This window comes from Sphingobacterium sp. InxBP1 (assembly GCF_026191775.1).
Taxonomy (GTDB): Bacteria; Bacteroidota; Bacteroidia; order Sphingobacteriales; family Sphingobacteriaceae; genus Sphingobacterium; species Sphingobacterium thalpophilum.
Genome location: NZ_JAINDX010000044.1, coordinates 19896 through 36735, shown reverse-complemented (window position 1 = coordinate 36735; position 16840 = coordinate 19896). Strand labels below are relative to the sequence as shown.

Sequence of the window (16840 nt, the reverse complement as noted above, 5' to 3'; positions counted from 1 at the left end):
ATAAGATATGAAGAGATATACCATCATCATGCTGCTGTTTTGCACTATACTATTCCAGGCACATGCCCAGCAGACGCTGACGTTGGAAGAAGCGCTGACCACTACCCTTGCCAACAATTTCAATATTCTTCTGGCGAGAAACGACAGCAAGATCGATATGGAAAACACAAGCCTGGGGAGTGCAGGCATGCTTCCAGCAGTCACAGGGAACTTCAACCGGAGTAACTCTGTCCAAAATTCCCGACAGGTCCGTGCTGACGGCCAGATACAACAGGTCTCCAACGCAAAAAATGACAACATGTCCTATGGAGTCAATCTCAACTGGACGATATTTGATGGCTTCGGCATGTTTGCACGACGGGATAGATTTAAGGAAATACAGCGCCAGGGCGAAGCCGAAATCAAATTTGAAGTCATCAGCCAGCTCAGCGAAGTAATCGCAACCTACTATAATCTCGTCCAACAAAAACGGCTGTTGGATGCATTGGATACAACAATCACCCTCTCCCAATACCGGGTAGCGTTAGCCGAAAATAGGCTCGAAATCGGAAAAGGTTCAAAGCTGGATCTATTAAATGCAAAAGTAGACTTGAACACTGATCAGACCAACTTGCTCCGGCAGCAGGAAAGTTTCAAAAACACCAAGACCTACCTGAACCAGCTGATGACCCGTGACCTAGACTTGGATTTCGGGGTAGAAGATGAAATGGAGCTGGATCAGAACCTCAAGCTTGGCGATTTGCTTACACTTGCGGACCAACAGAATCCGCAAATTCAACTGGCAATTATCAATAAGCGAATCGCTGAACTGAATCTAAAGTCCGTGAAAGCCGAACGGTATCCTAAAATAGGCCTCAACACAGGTTACAATTGGAATGAATCGCATTCTTCTCTCGGCTTCTCGACGGAAAACAAAAATCGGGGCCTCACCTATGGCGTCAGTGCCTCAGTCAATATCTTTAACGGATTTCTACAAAACAGAAATGAACGTATAGCCAAATTTCAGCTACAGAGCAGCGAACTCTTGATCCAACAGCAAAAACAGGATATACAGGCTCAAGTCAGAACACTTTTCCAAACCTATGTCACCAACATGCAATTGGCAAATGTGGAAAAAAAGAATGAAGAACTTGCCAAAGAAAACCTGAACATTACGATGGACAAATTTCGGATCGGGACAATCACCACACTGGAGGTCAGAACGGCACAGGTCAATTATATCAATGCGATGACCCGAAGTTACACGGCCCAATACGAAGCCAAACTGTCAGAGATACGGCTGAAGGAATTAACAGGGGAAACCTATTGATCTGCCTATCATCCTTAAACATTACTTCATAAAAATGGCTCCTGTTTGCACAGGAGCCATTTTATTAATAATCAATTGCAATGATCGACTTGAGAGGAATCAGAACACCGCTTTTGATCTGGATATATCGATCAGTCAATGACCACACAGTGGTCTCAATGCGCTTTGGTCCAGAATCGGTTTGAAAGGCTATTTCAGTCTTGGATTTAAACTCATTCCCCAGACGCACAGCACCTTTCAATTTATCCATAAATACCGCCGACTTATCTTCACTCGCAGGGATAAATTTAAATTGAGGAATATCCTCTTTAGCTATTAATTCTCCAACCATAATACTTAGCATTTAATGTGTAAATTCAAAATGTAGCGCACTACCTAGCTATAACGCGCCAAAGCCAATCTTATTTTATCATTTTGTGCCATTGGCTTATTTAAATCTACCTAATCCTTCGATAAGAATCAATTAAATAACTGAAAACTATCATTTATTTTACAATAAAAAAACGATCTGGGCCCACTCGTCGCCGATCCTATACAGCACAACCTCACCTCAAAAAATCATATGCACTTTTTTCCCTGTTCTGTCATTTTCCATCTCGAACGTAGACAATAAGCCAGCTATATTGCTAATTTTGGAGTAAAATAAACTGCACATGGAAAAATCTGTTTTTGAGAAAGCCTGGGAAATTAATTTTACACAGTGTTACTCTAATGGCCGCATCCGTTTCTCCGACTTATCAAATATCCTTCAGCTGACTGCTGGAGATCACGCCACGCTTGCTGGATTTGGCTTCACCGAAATGGCTAAACATAACCAGACTTGGGTATTAAGCCGGATACGTATAGAAATCAACAGATTGCCCAAATGGATGGATATCGTTCAGGTCAAAACTTGGGTACAGGAGCTGGAGGGTGCTCGCTCTACACGCAATTTCGAACTTACAGTCAACGGACAGCTGTATGCCACGGCAACGAGCTATTGGGCTGTGATCAACACGGTCAAAAGAAGCTCGGAGACTTTAGCAATTTCAGCAGCAGAATTTACCACCTATCCCGACCGTCGCGCAACCCAAAGACCGTTCTCCAAACTGGATATCTCGCAGAGCGTCAAAAATATGGATCAGTATATCGTTAAGCTATCCGATCTGGACATAGTGAACCATGCGAACAACGTCAAATATCTGGACTGGTGCATGGATCGGCTCCCCATTGAACTCGTTTTGACCAACCAGATCAAATCATTGGAAATGAATTATCTTCGGGAATTGCGGCACAACGATGCCGTAGAAATTAATGGTGAGTCTACAAATACAGGTTATTTTATGACTGTCACAAAGCGGCAGCGCATCCATTTCGCCCTCGAAGTAGAAACCCGATGAACAGATAGACCCCGGCAACAAAAAAAGGAGGCTATAGCCTCCTTTTTTCTGCATTTCGCATACCCTATGCAAACGCTTTGTCACCTTTCTTGTAAGGTAAATTGCCATCGTATTTTCCGGGGATTTTCACAAAGCGCAGCGCTTTCGTACAGCCGAGCTCAGAATTGAAGAAACCTGTCAACGTCAGCTGCTTGAACATGGTAAACCAATGAGGTGGATCGTTTTCCACATAATTGTACAACTGATTTTGCTTCTCCCGATTCTTCTCGATAATATCCTTTTGCTCTTCAGCCTGTTTTTTATTGAACTCATTCGCTTCTTTATCGAGCGCAGCGGCAACTGCTGTCCTATCTTCAGGCGAAAGCTCGAGGAACGCTTTTCCTTTAACTTCTTTCGCTTTATCATCCAAAGTAGCCAAGCCATCCAAAAATGCTTTCTGCTGCTTCTCTGTATAACAGTCGCGTACCATGACCGGAATAAAACTTCCAACCCCAGCTTCTTTGGCGCCCGGAGTGGCTGTCTTCGGTAAAATAGCCTCCGCTAGATCACCCAGTAAGTCAGTCGTTTTTGCTTCGAATAAAGCTTGTACGTCTTTTGTTGCAGAGCGTGTACAGCCCTCCAGAAATAAATTGGCGCCAATAACGGTACCTCCTAAAATCAAGGCAACGCGTTGTAATGCTTCTCTTCTATTCATGCTACTATAAAATATCTTAATTTTAGAAATTATACTTCACTTCCCAGCCCTGTCTGTAATTGCGTTTTACAAATTGATTAACATGATCAAAATTGGTCACACGCATATTGTCGTTATCCCACAACAGCTTTAGATTGCGCCCCGGATATTTTCCGTCTATACGCAAATCAGCACCACGGATAGCCAGATTTGCCATCAGCAAAGCTTCTGTCAACGGTCCAGCAATCTCGAACGGGGAACTCACCTCTTTTTTGCCGTAACCAGCTTGACATGCCTCAACCCATTGTGCATAATGCCCGCTTTCCTGTCCCGGTACACGCGCATATTTCTGGGCAACCTGGTCTTTTCGGGAGGTAGGCAATAGGCGTGCATTCTGACCATAAGTATCTGCCAGAATCTTTCCTTTTGTACCAACCAATAGAATACCGTTACCGCCATCACCAAAGATTTCATTCGGTCCTAGCTCATCCGGACGTGCAGGCTGAATACCGCCGTCCATCCAGTGTAGAGTCACAGGTCCATTTGTACGTGGCGTCTTAGGGAATGTCAATGTCGCATGGCTCGATGGCGGACAGCTCTCAGGGAAATATCCACGTTTGAATTCATCCACATAGACTGAGCCAACGGTTGCCTGCACGTCCTGTACATAGGTTAACCCCAAGGTGCTAAAAGGAACTTCCAGCAAGTGACAGCCCATATCACCCAAAGCGCCGGTACCATAGTCCCACCAGCCCCGCCAGTTGAAAGGCACCAATTTGTCTACGTACTCTTTATAAGGAGCTGTACCCAACCAAAGGTCCCAGTCCAACTCTTTAGGAATTTCTGCTTTGCCTGTAGGCCATGGAATACCTGAAGGCCATACAGGACGATCCGTCCAGCAGTATACAGTATGTACATCACCGATTAGACCAGCTTCGTACCATTCGCGGACAAAACGAGGGCCATCATTTGAAGCGCCCTGGTTACCCATTTGTGTAACCACCTTATACTTTTTGGCAGCATGTGTCAGGGCTCTCGCTTCCCAAACATCATGTGTCAATGGTTTTTGAACATACACGTGCTTGCCCAATTGCATGGCTGCTAGGGCCTGAATGGCATGCTGATGGTCTGGAGTAGAAACAGAAACGGCTTCGATGCGTTTATGTTCCTTATCCAGCATTTCACGATAATCTTTATAGTATTTCGCCTTAGGATACCGTTTTAGAGCACCGGCAGCACGTCTGTCATCCACATCACACAAAAAGGCCAAATCTGCTTTGCCCGAATCATGGAAGGCGTTAATATCACTGAATCCCTTACCACCAACACCTATACCTGCAATTTGTAATTTGTCACTAGGAGCTGTAAAACCGTTCCCGCCTAATACGTGGCGCGGAACGATCATAAAAGCTGCCGCCGCTGTGGCTGCCGTCTTTATAAAATCTCGTCTGCTCGGCTTATTTGAGTTATTTTCCATTGTTATCAATCTTTAGCTAATTAGATATTACCTTTTTTCAATTCACTAACCGCAAAATCGACTGCACGCGCAGTAAGTGCCATATAGGTAAGCGATGGGTTCACACAGCCGGCGGAAGTCATACATGCGCCATCTGTTACAAATACATTCAATGCATCCCAAACTTGATTATTACCGTTCAGCACCGATGTTTTTGGATCACGCCCCATCCGAGCTGTTCCCATCTCGTGAATACCTTGGCCAAAGCCATAGACATTATCATACGTATACGTATCTTTCACTCCGATGCTCTCCAGCATTTCCTTCATTTCGTTCTGCATGTCCGAACGCATCTTCAATTCATTGTCCTTAATTTCAGCATCAAAAGAGAGTACAGGTAACCCCCATTTATCTTTTTTGTTTTTGTCAAGGGTAATTTTATTTTCATGATAAGGCAATGTTTCTCCGAAAGCAGTAAAGCCTACACTCCAGTCACCGGGCTCACAGATGGCATCTTTCCATGCTCCGCCGACTTCCATTTCGGCAACGGCACCCGACCAGCGGCCACGGCTTGCCGCCCCTTGATATCCAAACCCACGAACGTAATCGCGTTTCTTGGTATCACCCTCAACGTTCACAAAACGAGGCACATATAAACCTGTAGGCCGGCGTCCAAATACATAGCTGTCCAAATAGCCCTCTACACGGCCTCCAGCGCCACAACGGAAATGATGATCCATTAGATTGTGACCAAGCTCGCCGCTGCTGCTGCCTAAACCGCCTTCCCATACATCCGTGGCTGAGTTCATCAACACCCAAGTAGAATTCAACGCCGATGCACAGACAAAGATCACTTTAGCGAAAAATTCATATGTCTTATTGGTTTCGGCATCAATGATTTCAACTCCCTTCGCTTTTTTGGTGTTTTTATCGTAAATAATCTTTGTTACAATAGAAAACGGACGTAATGTCAGATTTCCAGTTTTGGTTGCCGCTGGCAGCGTTGCAGATTGCGTACTAAAATAAGCACCAAAATTACAACCTAACCAACATTGATTCTGATATTGACAATTCACGCGGCCCTCATGCGGCACAGTGATATTAGCTGTACGCCCCATGATGAAATGACGTTTACCTCCGTATTGTTTCTTCAACCGCTCCGCCAGATCTTTTTCAACAATGTTCATTGGCATTGGCGGCATGTAATCACCATCAGGAAGCGATGGCACACCGTCTCTATTACCGGAGATGCCGGCAAATTTTTCTGCATAGCTGTACCAAGGAGCAATATCTTTATAACGGATAGGCCAGTCGACCCCATGTCCATCTTTTAAGTTTGCTTCAAAGTCGAGATCCCCCAGGCGGTAAGACTGTCGGCCCCACATCAGGGAACGGCCTCCAACATGGTATCCTCGGTACCAGTCAAAACGTTTCACCTCTGTGTATGGGCTCTCCTTCTCGTTTACCCAAAAATCCAGGTTCTTTTCATTCAATGGATAATCTCTGCGCAGTACAGGATAATCTTCGATCATCTTCTGCGTACGTCCGCCAGCATGTGGCCATTCCCAGGGATTTTTGTTTGGAGCAGTATAATCCTTAATATGTTCGATATTACGACCACGCTCTAACATAATTGTCTTTAGACCCTTTTCAGTCAGCTCTTTCGCTGCCCATCCACCACTTATCCCAGAACCGATTACAATCGCGTCATAAGTATTTGTTGCCATCTCTCTTCTAATTATTTGTTTTTTAAATAGTTATTTTTTCTCGTTAATGTGCAGTTTGACTACTTTCCACCTTTTCATCTTTGAAAAGGGCCAAAAAGATGAAAAATACAACTGCCGCGATGATTGCAGGAACGACCCATGTATGATTCCAAAAACCTGCTAAATCTGTTGCTTTTAATTCTTTATACTTGTCGCCTACGTAACTTGCTACCCAAAATCCGATCAACTGCCCGACACCATAGGTCGCTAAAGTAATCAGTCCTTGCGCCGCGGATTTATACTTTATACCTGCTTTGCTATCGGTATAAATCTGTCCGGAAACGAAAAAGAAGTCGTAACAGATACCGTGTAACGCAATGCCGATCAGTAGCATAAAGGAAAGTTCACCCGCATTACCGTATGCAAACAGCAGATAACGGATTACCCAGGCCAACATACCTACCAAGATGGTCTTTTTAAAACCAAATTTTGTGAAGAAAATCGGAAGTGCCAATAAAAACAACACCTCAGATGCTTGACCAATCGTCATTTTACCCGTCGGATTTTCTAGTCCGATCTCCGTTAGAAATAAATTAGCGTTGGAATAATAGAAGGCCAAAGGAATACAGATCAATACTGACGAAATGAAAAAAATCAGGAAATTCTTGTCCTTTAACAATTTGATTGCATCCAGTCCGATAATCGAGGCAAAGGAAGGTTTTTCACCGGCATCCAATTTGACCGGTGGCGTTTTGGGCAAAACAAATGAAAATACACCCAGGACCAATGAAGCAACACCCGACATCAAAAAGGTGTTTTTCAACGCCCCCTCAGACGCGGCAGCGTCCCATCTGAAGATGTAACTAATTGCTAGACCAGCAACAATCCAACCAATTGTGCCCCAGATACGTATTGCGGAAAACTGCTTTTCAGGGTTCGTCAGCTGCCGGAAAGATACTGAACTCGCCAAAGCCAATGTTGGCATATATAAAATCATATAAGCCAGTACATAGGGATAAAAGGTAGACATATCAGCCGCGGAATACATTTGATACATCAACACCGCCCCGACCAAGTGCAAAACACCCAATATACGCTCGGCATTAAAATAACGATCCGCAATCATACCCACAATGAAAGGAGCGATAATTGCCCCCAGGGATTGGGTCGAAAAGACATTAGCCATCTCAAAATCCGTCGCTTGAAGATTCTTGCTTAAAAAAGTGCCTAATGTGACAAACCATCCTCCCCAAATAAAAAACTCGAGGAACATCATGAAGGATAGTTTAAATTTTATTGTTGATGAAATCATAAAAAAATGGTGTTTTACAATACTACTAATTGGTTTTACCAGCTCAATTTAAGAAATTAAATCTAATTGTCAATAGTACACTATTAAAATATTACAAAAAGCTATCGACCTCGCGGTAAGCAGCCACCAATCTGTCCTCTCCTTCTTTCCCCGGTCTGGAATTTCCATGTTCCATTCCCATCACACCTTTATACCCTTTGTCGTAGATATGTTTGAACACATTTTTATAGTTGATCTCCCCTGTTGTGGGCTCCTTGCGGCCTGGATTATCGCCGATCTGGATATAAGCAATCTCGTCCCAGCAACGGTTCATATTAGCGATCAGGTCACCTTCTGTACGTTGCATGTGATAAATGTCGTACAGAATTTTACAAGAAGGGCTGTTGACAGCCTTGCACATGGCGTAGGTCTCATGGGTCTGTTGCAAAAACAAGTCCGGTGTATCACTCAAGGTCTCCAATACCATGACAAGACCGTGCGGTTCAAAGATCTCCGCGCCTTTGCGCAATGCGGCAAGAATATTGCTGAATTGATTTCCCCAAGGGAGTCGACGTTCATAAAATCCAGGAACCACAGTCAGCCATTTCGCATTACAGCGTTTTGCGGCCTCTACAGACCGGTGACAGGTCTCGATAAATTTATCCACGAATTCCTGCTTACCCGTAGCCAATGACGGCATCCAGTTTTGTCCGCCATCCACGACAAAAACACCCATAGTCATGCCCAACTTGGTCAATAACTCACCTATTTTCTTTTGCTCATCGAGTGTACGTCCCAGATAGCCGTTGTCTTCAATACCCCGAAACCCCAGATCATACATATAGCGTATTTCATCTAGAAAATTGTCACCGGCATGATGCTTAAACATCCCCTGATGGGGTGCATAATTGAGGTTGAATGTCTTTCCCTTGTCCATGGTTTTACTTGTATTTTGGCTGGCTGACGCAAAGGTATGCCCCGATAGCCCCGCGCCAGCGGCTAAAAGGCTACTCTTAATAAAATCAGATCGCTTCATGTTTTATTTATAATTGATTATTTCTTCAACAATTTAGTAAATCCATCCGAATAAACGGTACAGATAGATTCATTTTTATCTTTATAGATGACAAATACAGCCACATCTTTCATCTTCTGAACGGCAGCGATGATTGCCTTCGGTTCCATGCCCATCAGGTAGTTGTCGAGCGCATCCGCATCCATGGCGGTATTGGCATGCACGGTCACGCTTAACACACATGTTGTATAAGGAAAACCGGTCAGCGGATTAATGTGGTGCCCAAGTTTTCTATCCTTATATCTAATGTATTTTTCGAAACTGCCTGCCGTTGTCAACGCTCCTTTATTAAGTTGCACTACTGCCGTCATGATATCCGCTTCCTTACTTTCGTCCGGTTGGACAATGCCGATGGAAAATCCCTGCTGTCCCGGCGGGGATCCCAGTGTTCTAATCTCACCGCCAACTTCGACCATATAATTGGTAACTCCGCGCTGCTCCAGATAATCCGCAAGCAGATCGACAGTATACCCCTGCGCAATTCCATTAACGTCGATTTTAATCCCCGGTTTCTTTTTGATCAGCTGCTTACCCACAACCTTTACATGCCGCATGCCGACCAATTGTTTAGTCTGAAGCACTTCGGCTGTATCCGGTATCGCTACGCGCTTTTTCACACCAAAGCCCCAGAGATCGACCAATGGGGCTATGGTAATATCAAACTGGCCTTTGGATAGCTTATTGTATCTGAACGAGGCTGCAATGACCTTCGCCATATGTGGGTCCATCTCAATATGCCTGACAGTGTCCCTGTTAAATATGGAAATGTTTGAATCTTTCCTGTAAATAGACATGGAGAAGTCAATCACCTGCAGGATACTGTCTATTTCTGCTCGTTTGACAACACTATCAGCAGCGAAGTAAGTGATATGAAACTGCGTGCCCTGCGCGGGGCCTTCCAAGCGGATCCTGTTCGATTCTCTCAAAACTGTCTGGGCCTTCAGTCCAGGTCCACACATCAAAAAACAGAAAATTAAACAAAACTTGCTATTAAGCCCCATCACCTTGCCTTGCTATGCTTATATATACAGGTTTGTATTTTGACCCGGATTTGCAACAGCATAGAAACCATTTGCATCTGGCAATAATTTCGGATTTGCATCCCAGGCAAGCACCTCAGGCCCCAATTTGATGGTTGATTTCAGCGCTTCATCCCATTTGATAACCTTACCCGTATAGCAGGCAATGCGGCCAATGATGCCTGTCAGTGTACTGTAAGCGCCATACTCAGCATTTTCAAATTTATATTCGCCCTTTGCAATAGCATCAAAGAGTTCCTTATGCTCCTGTTGATAAGGGTTTGGATTACCTTTCGCATCATGACGGTAGATTTCTTTTCCCTTCCAGTCATATAGTATGGCCTGGCCTCCCGCCGATAGGTATACGCGTCCTTTGGTGGCCTGAAATTGTTCGTCGACACGGTTCTGTATTCCTTCAAAATGACGGCACTGGCTGTATACTACGCTGTTATCAGCATAGGTGAGCTCCAGAGCAAAGTTATCGTAGATCTCACCATACTCCTTGCCAGTTCGATGCGCCCTACTTCCAGTACCCTGTATGGAAACCGGATACGAACCTTTCACCCAGTTGGCAATATCAATGTTGTGCACGTGCTGTTCAACAATATGGTCACCACAAAGCCAGTTGAAATAGTACCAATTGCGCATTTGATATTCCATTTCTGTCTGCCCGGGTTTACGCGGACGCACCCAGACACCCCCCGAATTCCAATACACTTGTCCTGAAGTGACATCACCTATAGCGCCATCATGAATGCGCTTGATGGCCTCCCTATAGTTGGTCTGGTAACGACGTTGGAGCCCGACAACCACATTCAATTTTTTTCGTTTGGCTTCTGCTGCCGCACGGATCACCTGCTGTACTCCAGGGATATCCACTGCGACGGGTTTTTCCATAAAGACATGTTTCCCCTGACGCACGGCCTCTTCGAAATGAGCAGGCCTGAAGCCCGGAGGCGTCGCCAAGATAACGACATCGGCCAATTTGATTGCGTCTTTGTACGCATCAAATCCGATAAATTTATGGTTGTCGCTCACGTCAATCTTATCCTGCCATTTCTCTTTAAGGGTATTATATGTGGCATCTAAATTGTCTTTAAATGCATCAGCGAGCGCCACCACCTTTATATTTGCTCCTGTACTTAGCGCATCAAACGTCGCTCCGGTACCTCGGCCTCCACAGCCTATTAACGCAACTTTTATCACATCGGATCCGGCAGCATATGCTCCCGACAAGGGGAGTGAACTTAGCATCGCACCACCTGCAACCACAGCGGAAGTTTTAATAAAATCTCTTCTTTCTAGATTTTTCATAACAGTTTTATATTGATTATTTTATTTTTAAAAATCTTTGATTGGTTTTTTATCATAGTACGCCATAATCTCCTCATGGCTAGGTGGATTTAATGGTCTCACCAGGCGCATTCCAACGAAAGGAGCTTCCGGAAACCACCAGTTGCTTTTAGGAACCTGAGGGTCCAGCTGTTTCCAGACAGGATCCGAAGCGCCACGGGCTGCCGAACGAAGGTCCGCCGCCTGACTGTCAAATGCTCCACCACGGACTACATGTGGATATAGGTTCGTTGGCACAACAACTGGATTGTTCAGCACCTTACCTTTGCCTTCCCCATAAGCATCCGCTTTATATTGGTCATAAGTCCATTCCGCTACATTTCCATAAATATCATACAGACCCCAAGGATTAGGCTTCTTTTGGCCCACAGCATGTGTCTTCTGCTCCCCATTTTCCTGATACCAGGCATAATCGTTCAACTTCGAGGCATCATCACCGAAAAAATAAGCGGTTTTTGATCCCGCACGAGCAGCATACTCCCACTCCGCCTCCGTTGGAAGGCGATAAAAAACGCCTGTACGAACGTATAACCATTTGCAGAACTGGATCGCATTGTAATTGGTCATCGCCAAAGCAGGATGCCCCTCTTTGCCAAAACCAAAAGTCATATCTAAATAGGGTTTGGTCGGTCTGGTTACAGCATCAACTTCTGGCGAAACTTTGCCATCTTTGCTTTTTGCAATTTCATAATCCTTGTATAAGAAAGGTTCGAACAAATCCCAGGTTACCTCGTACTGCCCCATCCAGAACGGATCCAGTTTTACCTGATGCGCAGGTTTTTCATCGTCCTTACCTCCAGACTCCGTTCCCATCATGAAGCTTCCACCGGGGATGGCCATCATTTTGAAGGAAAGACTTGTCCCCTCGATAGCCTGCTCATAATGATCAAATTTTGTCTGGGCAAAGGCTTGCACACCAGCAAACAGAAAAACAGGTATAATGAATTTTTTAAACATATTTAGGTTTCTATTTAAAGACTAAAATATAAAATATGGTGTACACTTTACACTCAGGCAGTATAACTTTTTTATTACAGTTTTATTTTAATAAAATAAATTATTTTTATAACGGTTTAGCAACCAGTTTAAAAACAGCCAATCCTTCACTAACACAAACCTGTGCTATCGTATTATGCAACATGAGTGTGAACTATAAGCATGGTTCTATTCCCGAAGTATACCACCAACAAAAAAGGTTTCCCAGCCGATGGAAAACCTTTTTATCGCAATGCCACTTCCTTACAGAAGGATTTTTCGGCTCACGGTCTTATCTATCGTGATATACCCCGGATAAAATATCGATTGACCGGCAATATTGATTGAAGGTTTAATTTTTAACGTAAAAATTCCTTTTTTATTCTGATCACTGGACATTAAAAAATCCTTTAAGTCTGAGTTCATCAGCAGATCATATATGTTAGTCGCAATTCGGACATTTGCGACAGTTGATGCCCCGGGGTCAATCTGCAGTGGTTGATTGACAATACCCTCGACAAGCTGTTGCTTACCGTAGAGGATTATATACTGAAACTTGTTGATAGATGCTTTTTTTAATGTCGGGTTATCAATTTTCAACCGGATGACAGCATCCAACGGAATATCCTTCCGTAAATAGGCCAATGCTAGACCGGGTGCCGCCCCAAGGTCTATTTCATTGTTTTTGATCAGCCGGTCCAAGGAGGTTCCCGCCAGGCGGATGCTATCCACAGACTCTACATCAAATTTGCATTTCGCCAGGTTTTCAATCTGTGCCTTTTGTCGGTTGACGCCGCATGCGGAAACAAACAAACTCAATAACAGCAGGTACCCAAATAAAATTTTCTTGCTCATAAGCTCTATTTTCCTCCAAATTTATACAAAACTCCCAGTGTAAACAACGGGTAGCCTGCTTTTAAATACTCGTTACTTTTGAAGCCAAAAACCATACCGTTTGTATACTGCAATTTCCACCCCTTACCCAAGCCCATTCGGGTATAAAAAACCGGTTCTACAAGCATATTATCTTCCTTTGACGCAGGTATACCATCAATAGCGAAATTTTTCATCCGCATATTGCTGAGCCTGATAATCGTGCCGTAGTCGATATCATGTCTGTTGCCGAACAATTTTAGTGCATCCTTCTTTTCAGAAGAGAAGTTGACCTGCACAAACACCTTGTCAAAATCCATGTCGCGCGTCTCAACGACCGCCTGACCAATGGTGGAAGACCGTTTGTCAACGATGTGCGTATTACCAAGGCCGTACCCACCATACACTTCAAATACCCGATTATTTTTCCGTCCAAAACGCGTAAAATATCCAAGACCCGCCTCAGCCATTTTCTGCGCATGATCCTTGGTGTTAGACCGGTTATCCATATAGGATCCGTTGGCGATAACGGCAACGTGGTCCGTAATAGCAACCCCCAGATTTGCGGACGCGTTCGCCTTTGTATTGATGTTGCCGGAAACGTAGACCTCACCTGCGCCTGTAAACATCGGCGCCGAGGGAACATTGGGCATGTACATCGAACTGCATGAATAGCATGAAACGGCAAACAGTCCGCCCCACAGCACATATCCAAACTTCTTGTAATTCATAAATCGGTATTTATCTTAAAACACATATCCTTTATAAAAATTGTACCAAAGCAGTTACATTTAACAGAAAATAACACATAAGATGTCAGCTTTACGGATTGTGCACAAAAAAAGGCATCAATTGCTTGATGCCTTTCCCAATATTGTTACAAACCTTATGCTTGCTCTGTAGGAATTACAGAAACATAAGATTTATTGTTCGCTTTCTTACGGAAAACTACTTTACCGTCTACTAAAGCGAACAATGTGTGATCTTTACCAATACCGACGTTAACATCAGGATTGTGCTGCGTACCGCGTTGGCGAACAATGATGTTACCTGCGATTGCTTGCTGACCACCGAAGATTTTGATACCTAAACGCTTGCTATGTGACTCACGGCCGTTCTTAGAACTACCCGCACCTTTTTTGTGTGCCATTTCTTTATCTTAATTTAAGACTATTGTCTGATTAAAAATTCAATTATAACGTAATACCAGTGATCTGGATTTTAGAAAATTGTTGACGGTGACCGTTTTTCTTTTTGTAGCCTTTACGACGTTTTTTCTTGAAAACGATAACTTTATCGCCTTTTAAATGAGACAAAATTTTAGCTGAAACTTTTGCACCAGCAACGCTAGGTGTACCAATGGTAAATTTACCACCGTCTTCTGCTAACAATACATTGTCAAATTCAATACTAGCGCCTTCATCTCCTTGTAAACGGTGTACAAAAAGGAACTGGTCTTTTGCAACCTTAAATTGCTGTCCTGCTATATTTACTATTGCGTACATTGTTAATTAATTAAATTGTTATTAAATGAAGGGCAAAAGTAACGAGTTTTTATCACAATTCAAAACAAATATACCTTTTTCCTTCATTTTAACAAAAGTATTGCCTTGTCCCAATAACAGGAAACCGAACAATAAACGCTTACCAGACCAGAATCCTCTTCTCCGGGGCAACATACATTTTTGACGTTGGCTGTACATCAAAAGCCTTATAGAATGCTTCCATATTGTACACTGGTCCGTTGACACGGAATTGCTCTGGGCTATGTGGATCTACTTTGAGACGCAAACGCATACGTTCATCACTGTTTTTGACCCGCCATACTTGTGCAAAGCTCAGAAAGAACCGTTGGTCTGGCGTGAAGCCGTCAATTTTGTCACTGCTTTGCCCCTGCTTCGTCAGCTTGAACGCATCGTACGCAATATTTAGCCCCCCGATATCAGCTAGATTCTCTCCTAAAGTAAGTTCTCCATTCACATGCTGATTATCCAATAGCGTGAAACTTCCGTACAATTTCGCGACCTGATTTGCCCGTTCAGTAAACTGTTTGGCATCCACCGCAGTCCACCAGTCGTTCAGATTACCAGCCTTATCATATTGCCTTCCCTGATCATCAAAACCATGCGTCATTTCATGACCGATCACAGCACCAATTGCACCGTAATTGATGGCGTCGTCCGCATTGGCGTCAAAGAACGGAAATTGTAATATCCCTGCCGGGAATACAATCTCATTGTATGGAGGATTGTAATACGCATTTACAGTAGGTGTTGTCATCAACCATTCTGATTTGTCCACCGGCTTGCTGATCTTACCAACCATTTCTTTGTAAGCGTGCTTTGCGGCCGACTGCAAATTGGCATAATAAGTATCCTTAGCGATCTGCACATCACTGTAATCTTTCCACTTTTCGGGATAGCCGATTTTCTTGGCAAAAGCTTCTAATTTTTCGATAGCCTTTTTCTTTGTTTCTGGAGTCATCCAATCCAGTTTTTCGATCCGGCTTTTATACACTTTTTGTAGATTATCGACCAGCTCAAGCATGCGACGTTTCGCTTCGGGTTTAAAATAATCGTCAACGTACAATTTACCGACTATTTCTCCCAGATGCTCGTCGGCAGCGCTCACGATTAGTTTCCAACGCTCCTTTTGCTGTTTTTGTCCATTGAGGGTCTTACCAAACAAATCGAACTTGGCATCCCGGAACTCTTTGCTGAGCGCACTCGCTGATGCATTCGCCAGATCCGCTTTTAGCTTTGTCTTCCATGCATCCAGAGACGCTGATTTCAACAAGTGGTTAAGAGCTACATAAAACTTTGGTTGCTGTACCAAAATGGTGTCAGTCTTGATCTGAAGACGTTCCAATATATCTTTCCAGTTCAGATCTGGTGTCTGTTTCTGGAACTCGGCAACGGCAAACTTATTATAATTTTTGATCGGATCACGCAACTCAACCGGAGTGAGGTGTGATTTAGCAATTTCCGTCTCAAGACGCAGCACTTCTTCAGCAGCCTTCTGGGCGTTGGCTCCTTCTCCGATTAAGCCAAACAACTTAGTCAGATAAACAACATAGGCCTGCCGGATTCTCTTTGCTTTATCATCTTGATCCAGATAATAACTCGCCTCAGGCAGATTCAGTCCGCCTTGGAAGAACTGCAGTGCATTCTTATTGCTGATTCGGTCATCAGCGCCAACATAGAAAGTGAAAAGGTCACCTTCACCGTTTTTAAAACCATCTGCTGCATAAGCGATCAGTTCATCCGTGCTCTTCAGATTGTTAATCTTTTGTATAGCAGCTTCTATCGGCTTAGCACCAAGTTTGTCAATCGTTATAGTGTCCATGCCACTCGTATAGAAATCTCCTGCTTTCTGCTGATCAGATCCCTCTTGGCTGTTTGATTGTGCCGCATTCTCCAGGACAGTCCTCAACTTCTGCAAATTCTCATCTGCAAGAATATAAAACGAGCCCCAGCCCGTTTCAGAAGCTGGAATCTGTGTATTTTTCATCCAGTTACCATTTGCGTACTGGAAAAAATTATCGCCGGGGCTTACCGTTGTATCCATGCCAGATACATCAAAAAAGCTGGTCCTGGTCTCCTGTGAGCTTTCTTTGCTCGTGCGGGACTGACACGACATCATCACTGAGAGCAGAGAAAGCGTCCCCCATTTGATTTTTTGTATCATACTTTATTAGATTAAAGAATATAGTTAAAGCTAAGCATATTTTA

Annotated in this window: 16 protein-coding genes; 2 read left to right on the top strand and 14 right to left on the bottom strand. The window is 43.8% G+C overall.

Annotation, left to right across the window (positions count from 1 at the left end):
* Window positions 1–7 precede the first annotated feature (7 nt).
* Window positions 8–1309, top strand: a complete 1302-nt coding sequence (locus tag K7A41_RS10705) for a TolC family protein (protein ID WP_028068268.1) — start codon at window positions 8–10, stop codon at window positions 1307–1309.
* Window positions 1310–1373: 64 nt separating this feature from the next.
* On the opposite strand, the gene K7A41_RS10700 is transcribed toward K7A41_RS10705, so the two are convergent.
* Window positions 1374–1640: a hypothetical protein gene (locus K7A41_RS10700; RefSeq protein ID WP_028068269.1), complete on the bottom strand. Its 267-nt coding sequence runs from the start codon at window positions 1638–1640 to the stop codon at window positions 1374–1376.
* A gap of 322 nt (window positions 1641–1962) precedes the next feature.
* Between K7A41_RS10700 and K7A41_RS10695 the strand changes: the two genes are divergently transcribed.
* Window positions 1963–2688: an acyl-[acyl-carrier-protein] thioesterase gene (locus K7A41_RS10695; RefSeq protein WP_037532067.1), complete on the top strand. Its 726-nt coding sequence runs from the start codon at window positions 1963–1965 to the stop codon at window positions 2686–2688.
* 64 nt (window positions 2689–2752) lie between these two features.
* Here the strand turns inward: K7A41_RS10695 and K7A41_RS10690 are convergent, their stop codons facing one another.
* The 13 genes from K7A41_RS10690 to K7A41_RS10630 all read right to left on the bottom strand — a co-directional run bounded on the left by K7A41_RS10690 (window position 2753) and on the right by K7A41_RS10630 (window position 16796).
* Complete coding sequence (locus K7A41_RS10690; RefSeq protein ID WP_028068271.1) at window positions 2753–3382, bottom strand: gluconate 2-dehydrogenase subunit 3 family protein; 630 nt, start codon at window positions 3380–3382, stop codon at window positions 2753–2755.
* 22 nt (window positions 3383–3404) lie between these two features.
* Window positions 3405–4838 (bottom strand): Gfo/Idh/MocA family protein, encoded by a 1434-nt coding sequence (locus K7A41_RS10685; RefSeq protein ID WP_028068272.1) that lies wholly within the window; start codon window positions 4836–4838, stop codon window positions 3405–3407.
* 20 nt (window positions 4839–4858) lie between these two features.
* Complete coding sequence (locus tag K7A41_RS10680; protein WP_028068273.1) at window positions 4859–6544, bottom strand: GMC oxidoreductase; 1686 nt, start codon at window positions 6542–6544, stop codon at window positions 4859–4861.
* 43 nt (window positions 6545–6587) lie between these two features.
* Window positions 6588–7832 carry an MFS transporter gene (locus K7A41_RS10675; protein WP_028068274.1) on the bottom strand — a complete coding sequence of 415 codons (1245 nt, stop codon included), beginning with the start codon at window positions 7830–7832 and terminating at the stop codon, window positions 6588–6590.
* A 94-nt stretch (window positions 7833–7926) separates the two neighbouring features.
* Window positions 7927–8850: a hydroxypyruvate isomerase family protein gene (locus K7A41_RS10670; RefSeq protein WP_028068275.1), complete on the bottom strand. Its 924-nt coding sequence runs from the start codon at window positions 8848–8850 to the stop codon at window positions 7927–7929.
* Window positions 8851–8867: 17 nt separating this feature from the next.
* A complete protein-coding gene (locus K7A41_RS10665) occupies window positions 8868–9848 on the bottom strand; it encodes an FAD:protein FMN transferase (RefSeq protein ID WP_051606440.1) in 981 nt (326 codons plus the stop codon).
* A gap of 60 nt (window positions 9849–9908) precedes the next feature.
* Window positions 9909–11222, bottom strand: coding sequence for a Gfo/Idh/MocA family oxidoreductase (locus K7A41_RS10660; protein ID WP_265713700.1), 1314 nt, complete (start codon window positions 11220–11222; stop codon window positions 9909–9911).
* A gap of 27 nt (window positions 11223–11249) precedes the next feature.
* Window positions 11250–12218, bottom strand: coding sequence for a formylglycine-generating enzyme family protein (locus K7A41_RS10655; protein ID WP_028068277.1), 969 nt, complete (start codon window positions 12216–12218; stop codon window positions 11250–11252).
* Between the two features lie 282 nt (window positions 12219–12500).
* A complete protein-coding gene (locus K7A41_RS10650; protein WP_265713699.1) occupies window positions 12501–13091 on the bottom strand; it encodes a hypothetical protein in 591 nt (196 codons plus the stop codon).
* Window positions 13092–13096: 5 nt separating this feature from the next.
* A complete protein-coding gene (locus tag K7A41_RS10645; protein ID WP_265713698.1) occupies window positions 13097–13840 on the bottom strand; it encodes a hypothetical protein in 744 nt (247 codons plus the stop codon).
* Window positions 13841–13995: 155 nt separating this feature from the next.
* A complete protein-coding gene (gene rpmA / locus K7A41_RS10640; protein WP_028068280.1) occupies window positions 13996–14259 on the bottom strand; it encodes a 50S ribosomal protein L27 in 264 nt (87 codons plus the stop codon).
* A 43-nt stretch (window positions 14260–14302) separates the two neighbouring features.
* On the bottom strand, window positions 14303–14614 hold the full coding sequence (rplU, locus tag K7A41_RS10635) for a 50S ribosomal protein L21 (RefSeq protein WP_028068281.1): 312 nt from the start codon (window positions 14612–14614) through the stop codon (window positions 14303–14305).
* 139 nt (window positions 14615–14753) lie between these two features.
* On the bottom strand, window positions 14754–16796 hold the full coding sequence (locus K7A41_RS10630; protein ID WP_265713692.1) for a M13 family metallopeptidase: 2043 nt from the start codon (window positions 16794–16796) through the stop codon (window positions 14754–14756).
* Window positions 16797–16840 lie beyond the last annotated feature (44 nt).